At 71.0% G+C, this 8,293-nt stretch carries 12 protein-coding genes; 5 read left to right on the top strand and 7 right to left on the bottom strand.

The features are described from left to right. On the bottom strand, window positions 1-1,163 hold a 1,163-nt coding region (locus RH864_RS12080), incomplete at its 3' end, for a DUF222 domain-containing protein (protein WP_310517810.1). Between the two features lie 226 nt (window positions 1,164-1,389). Here RH864_RS12080 and RH864_RS12075 point away from each other — a divergent pair. Next, window positions 1,390-2,034, top strand: coding sequence for an HAD-IA family hydrolase (locus RH864_RS12075; RefSeq protein ID WP_310517809.1), 645 nt, complete (start codon window positions 1,390-1,392; stop codon window positions 2,032-2,034). Between the two features lie 48 nt (window positions 2,035-2,082). Here RH864_RS12075 and RH864_RS12070 read toward each other — a convergent pair whose 3' ends face one another. From RH864_RS12070 to RH864_RS12050, 5 genes are all read right to left on the bottom strand, one after another. Continuing rightward, window positions 2,083-2,448: a GntR family transcriptional regulator gene (locus tag RH864_RS12070; protein WP_310517808.1), complete on the bottom strand. Its 366-nt coding sequence runs from the start codon at window positions 2,446-2,448 to the stop codon at window positions 2,083-2,085. An 8-nt stretch (window positions 2,449-2,456) separates the two neighbouring features. Beyond that, window positions 2,457-2,894, bottom strand: a complete 438-nt coding sequence (locus tag RH864_RS12065) for an Lrp/AsnC family transcriptional regulator (protein ID WP_310517807.1) — start codon at window positions 2,892-2,894, stop codon at window positions 2,457-2,459. 111 nt (window positions 2,895-3,005) lie between these two features. Further along, window positions 3,006-3,470, bottom strand: coding sequence for a hypothetical protein (locus RH864_RS12060; RefSeq protein ID WP_310517806.1), 465 nt, complete (start codon window positions 3,468-3,470; stop codon window positions 3,006-3,008). Window positions 3,471-3,502: 32 nt separating this feature from the next. After that, on the bottom strand, window positions 3,503-3,943 hold the full coding sequence (locus RH864_RS12055) for a hypothetical protein (protein ID WP_310517805.1): 441 nt from the start codon (window positions 3,941-3,943) through the stop codon (window positions 3,503-3,505). 47 nt (window positions 3,944-3,990) lie between these two features. After that, the gene (locus RH864_RS12050) at window positions 3,991-4,692 is read right to left on the bottom strand and encodes a hypothetical protein (protein ID WP_310517804.1); all 702 of its coding nucleotides are present in this window, start codon (window positions 4,690-4,692) and stop codon (window positions 3,991-3,993) included. Window positions 4,693-4,839: 147 nt separating this feature from the next. Between RH864_RS12050 and RH864_RS12045 the strand changes: the two genes are divergently transcribed. Next, the gene (locus RH864_RS12045; protein ID WP_310517803.1) at window positions 4,840-5,664 is read left to right on the top strand and encodes an LLM class F420-dependent oxidoreductase; all 825 of its coding nucleotides are present in this window, start codon (window positions 4,840-4,842) and stop codon (window positions 5,662-5,664) included. Here the strand turns inward: RH864_RS12045 and RH864_RS12040 are convergent. After that, window positions 5,648-6,379, bottom strand: coding sequence for a DUF4097 family beta strand repeat-containing protein (locus RH864_RS12040; RefSeq protein WP_310517802.1), 732 nt, complete (start codon window positions 6,377-6,379; stop codon window positions 5,648-5,650). The genes RH864_RS12045 and RH864_RS12040 overlap by 17 nt on opposite strands. A gap of 113 nt (window positions 6,380-6,492) precedes the next feature. Here RH864_RS12040 and RH864_RS12035 point away from each other — a divergent pair, with 113 nt between their 5' ends. The 3 genes from RH864_RS12035 (at window position 6,493) to RH864_RS12025 (ending at window position 8,197) form a co-directional block, all read left to right on the top strand. Next, the gene (locus RH864_RS12035) at window positions 6,493-7,257 is read left to right on the top strand and encodes a polyprenol monophosphomannose synthase (RefSeq protein ID WP_310517801.1); all 765 of its coding nucleotides are present in this window, start codon (window positions 6,493-6,495) and stop codon (window positions 7,255-7,257) included. Window positions 7,258-7,340: 83 nt separating this feature from the next. Further along, the gene (locus RH864_RS12030; RefSeq protein WP_310517800.1) at window positions 7,341-7,691 is read left to right on the top strand and encodes a hypothetical protein; all 351 of its coding nucleotides are present in this window, start codon (window positions 7,341-7,343) and stop codon (window positions 7,689-7,691) included. After that, entirely contained in the window at window positions 7,688-8,197 is a 510-nt protein-coding gene (locus RH864_RS12025; protein ID WP_310517799.1) for a hypothetical protein, read from the top strand. The genes RH864_RS12030 and RH864_RS12025 overlap by 4 nt, the downstream gene beginning before the upstream one ends. Window positions 8,198-8,293: the final 96 nt, after the last annotated feature.

Below are 8,293 nucleotides of genomic sequence, written 5' to 3'. Positions count from 1 at the left end.
ATCCGCACCACGACCGTCGTGGCTGGCACCGAACCCGGCGCTGCCTGACATCCCAAGGCGTGCCTCGCGAGTTCGGCAAGCGCGTCGGCCCGGATCTGCGGAATCGACCGCCGATCCTCGACCACCGGCCCCGCACTCTCGGTCCCGGTCTCTCCACCCGCTCCCGCTCCAGCCCCAGCCCCAGCCCCAGCTCTAGCCCGAGCACCAGTGACGGCAGCGGAGCTGGCAGCGGCGGTGCCGTACGCGGGCGCACTCGCCTGCGTGACTGAAGCCGCCGCACCACCCGCACCGGCCGGGCCACTACCCGGAGCAACGGTGGTGGCGTGGCCGGAGCCGTGTTGGCGGAGGGCGTCGCTGACCATCGCGTCGAGTGCGGCCTTGATCGGTGCTGCGGTGATCGGGTCGAGCCGGCCGCGCAGGTGGAACACCCCGTCCGGGTCTTCACGGAACGTCAGCGACCGCTCAGCATGCAACCGTTCATCGGCGGGGCCGAGGCTGTCGGTGTCGAGTTGGGCGTGCGCGGTGGTGACCGCGCGTCGCACGAGCGACAATGGCTGCCCGGCCGCGATCTCGACCAGTCGCTGCTCGTACGACCCCACCCGGTCGGGGTCGGCGCGGAGTTCGACCCTGCGGAGCATCCCGGTGATCAGGTTCGCCGCCTCCATACTCAGCCGCCCGGTGTCGAGCGCGGCGCGTACGTGCGGGAACTTCGCCGGCACCGTCCCGGTGAACGACTGGCGTTCCTGGATCGCTTCACCGACCGCGACCAGCCGGGCCGCTTCACCAGCCGCGCCGCCGGTCGCGGCCTCGATCAACCGGACCGGGCTGGCATGCCCGTGCTGTTTCGCCAACCCGTTCGCACCGAACTCCGGCACCGACCGCCGAGCGACCTCGGCGCTGGCATGGGCGAGGAATGCGTCCACCATCCGTTTGACCTGCGCCGCCCGCTCGATCACCCGCACCAACCCCGGCCCGCTCAGCGCCTCGAACCCTCGGCCGTCAGTACTCGCACCCGCCTGGGCCGCGTCACTGGCGTCAACGCCGCCCGTCCCACCAGCCGCCCCACCACCGTCCGCCGCGCCGAACACCGGCAGCGCCCCCGCCCACTCGGCGGCGAGCTCAGCCACCTCGGCGTGCAGCCGGTCGAGCGGTGAGTTCGTCATGCGCACCAGTATCCAACCACCCACCGACATTCACTCCGCCGGGTCTTCCAGCGCGGAGCAGCATCCAACGATCCGACCGCGGCACGAACCGGTCGAGCACCCACGCGCCCACGCACACATGCGGCTACGCGCCCAAGCGCCCACGTGGCGAATCGCCCACGCGGCCTCGCGCCCCCGCGCCACCGCGGCCCAGGCTCTCCCCAGTGCGCACGTATAGCGTGGTCGGATGCGATTCGAGATCGACGCGGTGCTCTTCGACATCGACGGAACGCTGGTCGACTCGACCCCCGCGGTGGAACGGACCTGGCAGGTCTGGGCGTCGCGTCGCGGGTTGGACGTCGCCGAGATCCTCCGGGTGTGCCATGGTCGACGGTCTGAGGACACGATCGCGATGTTCGTCGCCGCCGACGAGCAGGACGCGGCCGTCGCCGAGCTGGAGCAGCTGGAGCTCGCGGACCTGGACGACGTGATCGCCCTGCACGGCACGCGATCGCTGTTGCCCCGCCTTCCCGCCGACCGCTGGGCGGCCGTGACGTCCGGCTCGCAGCGGCTCATGCGGGCGCGCCTCGCGGCGGCCGGTCTTCCGGTTCCGGAGGTGTTGGTCGCTGCCGAGGATGTCGGCGCGGGCAAGCCCGACCCCGAGGGGTACCTGAACGCCGCCGCCGCACTGGGCGTCTCGCCGCAACGTTGCCTGGTCGTCGAGGATGCGCCGGCAGGAGTCGATGCCGGGATCGCCGCGGGCGCGTGGACCCTCGCCGTCGCCACCTCGCACGACCCCACCGACCTCCGAGCGGCCCATGCGGTGGTCACGGACCTTCGCGCACTGAGCATCGAGCTCGTCGGCGACGAGCTGGTCGTGACGATCACGTGACCCGTGACCCGTGACCGGTCGCCTGATCGCGCAGAGACCGGTCGCCGCTCAGCCGGTGCCGATCCGCAGCGCGGCCTCGACCGCGGCGAGCGCCTCGTCGGCGGGCCGGCCCAGGCGGCGCGCGAGCGCCGCGTACTCCGCGGCGGCCGTCTGCAGGCTCTGCTGCGTGGTGTCGCCCTGCGGCGCGACGAATGTGCCCGATCGGCCTCGGGTCTCGATGATGGCGTCGTGTTCGAGTGCGCGGTACGCCTTGGCGACGGTGTTCACGGCGAGCCCGAGATCGCCGGCGAGGGCGCGCACGGTCGGGAGCTTCTCGCCGGGCGTGAGCGCGCCGTCGCGGACGGCCGCGACGACCTGCGCGCGCACCTGTTCGAAGGGCGGTTCGGATGCTCCGGGGTCGATGTCGAAACGCATGCCGGCCCTCAGTCGCGCTGGCGGTTGACGAGCCGCGAGAGCACGATCGCGCTGCGGGTGTGGTCGACGTTCGGGGCGATCCGCACGCGTTCGAGCGCGTCCTCGAGGCTCGTGATGTCGCGCGCGCGGATCTGCACGATCGCGTCGGCGCTGCCCGTGACGGTGCCCGCGTAGACGACCTCGGGCACGTCTTGCAGGATGCGCCGCAGCTCGTCGGGCGCCACGGTGCCGCGGCAGAACAGCTCGACGTACGCCTCGGTGCTCATGCCGTCGACCGTGGGGTCGACCTGGATCGTGAAGCTGCGGATCACGCCGTCGGCGACGAGCCGGTCGACGCGACGCTTGACCGCCGAGGCTGAGAGCCCGACCGATGATCCGATGTCCCCGTACCCGGCGCGTGCGTTCTGTCGCAGCAGGTCGAGGATCGCCCGATCGAGGTTGTCCATGGTGCGAGCGTACGGCCGATCGTTGCGCGGTCCCACCCCATTGCGCCGGTTTCGTGCGTCTGAAGGGGGCATCGATGGTGCACCGCGCGAAGGTCGGCGGCGTGGTGGGCGTTATCGGGATTCGCTCGGTGGGGCGTAGCCCTCTGCGGGGTCTTTGGTGCAGAGCACGTAGATCCGGCCGCCCGTCACCGCACTGAACCGTGCGGTCTCCCAGCCGGACGCGAGGCCGTTCACGGTGGTGAGCTTCGTGGCTTTGGGCAGGAATTTCCCGAGCGAGTTCGGTGTGCCCCACCGGGTGCCGTTGAGCTGGAGGCCGAAGTCGCGGTTCCAGAGATAGGGCAGCCCGGCCGGGCACGTGAACTCGGTCTCCCAGACCTGGGTGTCGATGGTGCCGAGCTCGAACGGGAAGACCGAGTCGGGCAGGTCGTCGAACGGATTCGACTGCGCGATGACCCGCTCGGCGGGCTCGCGAGGCGGGTCCGCCGGGGCCGCCAGGCCGGGCAGCGCGGTGCCGAGGGTCGCGGCGAGCGAGAGCACGCCGACGGTGGCGAGTGTGGTCGTGGTGCGGAGTGCCATCTGATGCGTCTCTGACGAGGGCGGACCGTGACTCAGCCGACGTAGGCCAGGGCGCGGTCGTTCGTGCAGTGGGCGACGACGGTGAAGTCGTCGTCGTGCGGCTGGGTGATCTTGACCGCGGTCTCGGTGCCCTCCCAGCCGATGGCGAGTTTGTTCACGTCGCGCATGGGGCGCACGTCGACCGTCACATCGCCCGTGGTGTACCCGTCGCCGTCGATCTCGATTCCGCGGAGGCCCCAGCCGGAGGTCGAGGTGGCGAGCCAGGGATGGCTGGGCGGGCACGCGTACGAGTGGATGGGCTGGGTCGCGCCGGCGTCGGGATCGAATCGCTTCACTTCGACCGGCCACACCGCGTCGGCCGCCGACGCCGTGGCGTCCGCCGGCGCCGCGGCGCCGGGCAGCGCGGCACCGAGCACCGCGGCGAGTGAGAGCGCGCCGGCCGCCGCGAGCGTGGTCGAGGTCGAGAGCTTCATGGTGAGACCTTTCGTCGGCATCGACTCGTCGGATCGTCCGGCGAGTGCTATTCGGTGGGAGCGGGGGCGTACGCCTCGGCAGGATCCTTGGTGCAGAGGCCGTACAGGTAGGCGTCGTCCTTGCCGAAGTCATAGACGGTGATGCCGCCGGCCTTCTCGTGCCAGCCGGAGACGAGCCCGTCGACCGTCGTCGGCAGCGGCGCGTGCATCGTGCCGCCCAGCCGGTAGCTGCGGAAGCGGGCACCGTTCAGCCCGACACCGAAGTCCGCGTTCCAGAGGTACGGGTGGTGTGCCGCGGGACAGGTGAAGGCCTTGAGGGTTCGCGTGCCGCCGCCGAGGCGGTCGGCGCGCACCGCGATCACGGAGTCGGGCAGGTCGGGGAACTCGTAGCTGCTGACCCGGCCGGTCCGCGCGTCGATGAGGATGTGGTCGAAGACGTCGGTGAAGAACTCGTACTCGGGCGCGCCGGTACCCGCCTGCGCCGGCGCGAGCCAGAGCCGTCCGAACGGCTGGTCGTAGCCGTGCGCGCGCATGGCGTCGATGGCCTGTTGCGGGGTCATGTCGCTCTTCGGCAGTGGGGACCCCGCCTTGATCACGGCGGTCTTCGAGACGGCCGTCTTGAGGTCGAGCGAGATCGAGATGCCCGTGGCGCTGGAATCCGTGGGGTGGTGGTACGTGAACTCCCAGCTGGTCACGCAGCGGAGGTCCATCGTGGCGGCGGCGAAAGTCAAGAGGTGACGACGTGACACGGGGCTCCGATCGGGGTGATGCGCAAGCGAGTGGGCAAGCGAGCGAGGTCGATAACAATATATCAGCATGACGACTTCGGCGTCAAGATCCCGACCACCCAGCCCGCCCTCGGCCCCGGCCGCGCCGAGCGGACGTACGCTAGATGAATGCGTCTCGATATTCCTGTGTGGCTGGGAGTGCAGGTGCAGCCGCAGCACGCGTTCTACCCGGCCATCCGCGACACCGTGCTGCGGCTCGAAGAGCTCGGCGTCGACGTCGTCTTCAACTGGGACCACTTCTTCCCGCTGACCGGCGACCCCGACGGGCTGCACTTCGAGGCCTGGACCATGCTCGGCGCCTGGGCCGAGCAGACCGAGCGCATCGAGTTCGGCACGCTCGTGAACTGCAACTCCTATCGCAACGCCGACCTGCAGGCCGACATGGCCCGCACGCTCGACCACATCTCGGCGAAGGACGGCGCAGCGGGGCGGTTCGTCTTCGGCACGGGTTCCGGCTGGTTCGAGCGCGACTACGACGAGTACGGCTACGAGTTCGGCACCGCCGGCTCGCGTCTCAACGCGCTCTCCGACGCGCTGCCCCGGGTGCGCGCCCGCTGGGCCGAGCTGAACCCGGCGCCGACGCGGGACATCCCGATCCTGATCGGCGGGAAGGGCGAGCAGAAGACGCTCCGCATCGTCGCCGAGCACGCCGACATCTGGCACTCCTTCGTGCAGCCCGACGAGATCGCGCACAAGCTCGAGGTGCTCGCCCGCTGGGGCGATCGGGTCGGGCGGGATGTCTCGGGCATCGTCGTCTCGAACGAGCTGAACCGTGGTGACGAGGAGCGCGCCGAGGCGCTCTTCGACGCGGGGGTCCGTCTGTTCACGCTCGGCATCTCCGGCCCGGACTACGACCTCGACGGGGTGCGTCGCTGGCTCGCCTGGCGCGACGCGAAGAATGCGGGAGCGGCTCCGCTCAGCCGGTCGGCTTGACCGAGATCGAACCGTTCGAGGTGCGGAGGTCGATGAGGTAGCGGCCGTCGTCCGTGTTCGGCACCTGCACCTCCTCGCGGCCGTTCGACGTCTGCGTCTCGACGCGGTACGAGCCGCCGGGCACGCGCACGTCGATCGACCCGTTCGAGCTCTCGGCCGAGACATCCTGCGCGCTCGCGATCTCGAGGTCGATCGACCCGTTCGAGGTGCGCACCTCGACGCCCGTGCCGACCAGCCCCTCGCCTTCGATGCGACCGTTGGTCGATGAGGCCCGCACGCGGCCGTCGACGCCGTCGAGCGTGATCCGGCCGTTCGTGGTCTGCAGGTCGACCTCGCCGACGTCCGAGAGGTCGATCGAGCCGTTCGACGTCCGGCCCGTCACGTCGACGCCCTCGGGCACGCGCACCCGGTAGTCGACCGAGCACCACTGACCGCACCCGCTCAGGACGAGGGTGCCGCCGTCGATCGAGTACGTCGGCCCGATCGTGCGATTCGCGCGCGTCATGACCGTCCACTCGAGCGAGGCGTCGTCATCGTCGCCCGACACCGTCACCGACCCCGAGCCCGAGTCCAGCCGCACCTCGGTGATGGTCGCGTCGAGCTGTGCGGAACCCTCGGTCCGCATGGTCGGCCCGATGATGCCGCAGCCGGCGGTGAGCACGACCGCCCCGACGATGCCGGCCGCAGCGATCGGCCGCGCCCACGTCGCTCGCATGATGCACCTCCCGCGCTCTGCGCGCACAGGGTACCGCGAACCCGCCGAGGCCGCCGCTCGTCGATCGCCGAGAGCGTCACGCGGACCCGCCGAACCGGGATACTATTCGAAGGATGCCCGGACCCCTCGTGGTGATTCCCACGTACAACGAGCGCGAGAACCTCGCCACGATCGTCGATCGTGTGCGTCGCGCTGCGCCCGAGGCATCCGTGCTGGTCGTCGACGACGCGTCGCCCGATGGCACCGGCCGACTGGCCGACGAACTGACGGCCGCCGACGCGGCCGTCCACGTGCTGCACCGGCCCGGGAAGATGGGCCTCGGCGCCGCCTACCTCGACGCGTTCGGGTGGGCGATGGAGCGCGGGTACGACCCGATCGTGCAACTCGACGCCGACGGGTCGCACCGCCCCGAGGAACTCCCCGCGTTGCTCGCGGCCTTCGAGGGCACGGATGCCTCGGGGCGGCCGGTCGGCCTCGTGATCGGATCGCGATGGGTGTCCGGCGGCCGCATCGAGAACTGGCCGAAACATCGGGAGTGGCTGTCGCGCGGCGGGAGCGTGTACGTCCGGCGCATGCTGCGGCTGCCCACCCACGACACGACGGCCGGCTATCGCGCGTTCCGGGCCGACGCGCTGCGCCGCATGGAGCTCACCGATGTGCACACGCGAGGGTACGGCTTCCAGGTCGACATGCTGTGGCACGCGCGTGAGGCGGGCCTCGGCATCGTCGAGGTGCCCGTGACGTTCGTGGAGCGCGAGCGCGGTCGCTCGAAGATGAGCCTCGGCATCGTGTTCGAGGCCATGGCCAAGGTCACCGTGTGGGGCCTGCGCCTGCGCTTCGGCCGCGCGAGGAGCGCGCGGCCCCAGCGGTCGCTCTGACCGCGCCCGTCACGCGAGTCGCAACCCCTTGCCGGGGCCGAGCGCGTCGCGTAGACCGGAGGAGACGCTGGAGGAGGTTCAGGATGGCGATCAGGCTGAACGAGACGGCCCTGCGGCACGCGAGGTCGCTCGTGCGCGACGGCAAGGTGGTCCGCGACGAGCGTGACGCATGGAGCGAGGACGCGCCGAGCGCGTCCGACGAGAACGCGTTCATCGAGCGCGAGGGGTGGACCGAGTTCCGGCACTGGCACCTCGGGATCGACGACGACGAGAACGACGAGACCAAGGGTGCGTACTCGTTTCCGTACGGGGACTTCACGAAGGTGCATCGCTGCGCCGTGATCTCGCTCGAGAGCCGGGCCGGCCAGTACGACCATGACGAGATCCGCGACGCGGCGCGCAAGCTGCTCGAGCTCATCGACTCGGAGGGATGACGATGGCGACCACCCGCGAAGACCGCAAGCGCGCGAAGGCCGCGATCGCACACGCCAAGGCGGCCGAGAAGGAGGCGAAGCAGCTCGCGAAGGAGCTGCCCAAGGGGAGGGCGCGGAAACGCGTCGAGCTGCTCGTCGCCGAGACGAGCGCGCTCCGCCGGGCCGCGAAGCACGACCGTCGGCGCGCGCCGGTCCGCGCCGCGAGATCGGCCGAGCGGGTCACGATCGTGCTCGATCGGATGGCCGGGCGACTGGTTCCCGGCGCCGAGACGGTCAGCGCGCGCACGGGGCGGAAGGCGGATGCGGCCGCGAACGCGAAGCGCCGCTCGAAGCTGCTGAAGAAGCGCCGCAAGCAGGCGAAGAAGATCCAGGGCTGGGCGAAGTCGATCGCCGCCCGCACGACGGTGCAGTCCATCACGACGCCGACCGAGGCCGAGGCCGCCAAGGCCGACCGCGCGCGCGTGCGCCGCGCCCGCCGCGAAGACGCTCGCGCCACCACGCGGTAGCCGCCGTCGCCGTTGGTCGAGTAGCGAGCGAGGAACGAGCACGCGTATCGAGACCCCGTGAGCCGATCTCGAGGGCGGGTCGCCGGGTCTCGATAC

The organism is Agromyces aerolatus (assembly GCF_031432255.1).
Lineage (GTDB): Bacteria > Actinomycetota > Actinomycetes > Actinomycetales > Microbacteriaceae > Agromyces.
This window is presented reverse-complemented; position numbering and strand designations above follow the sequence as displayed.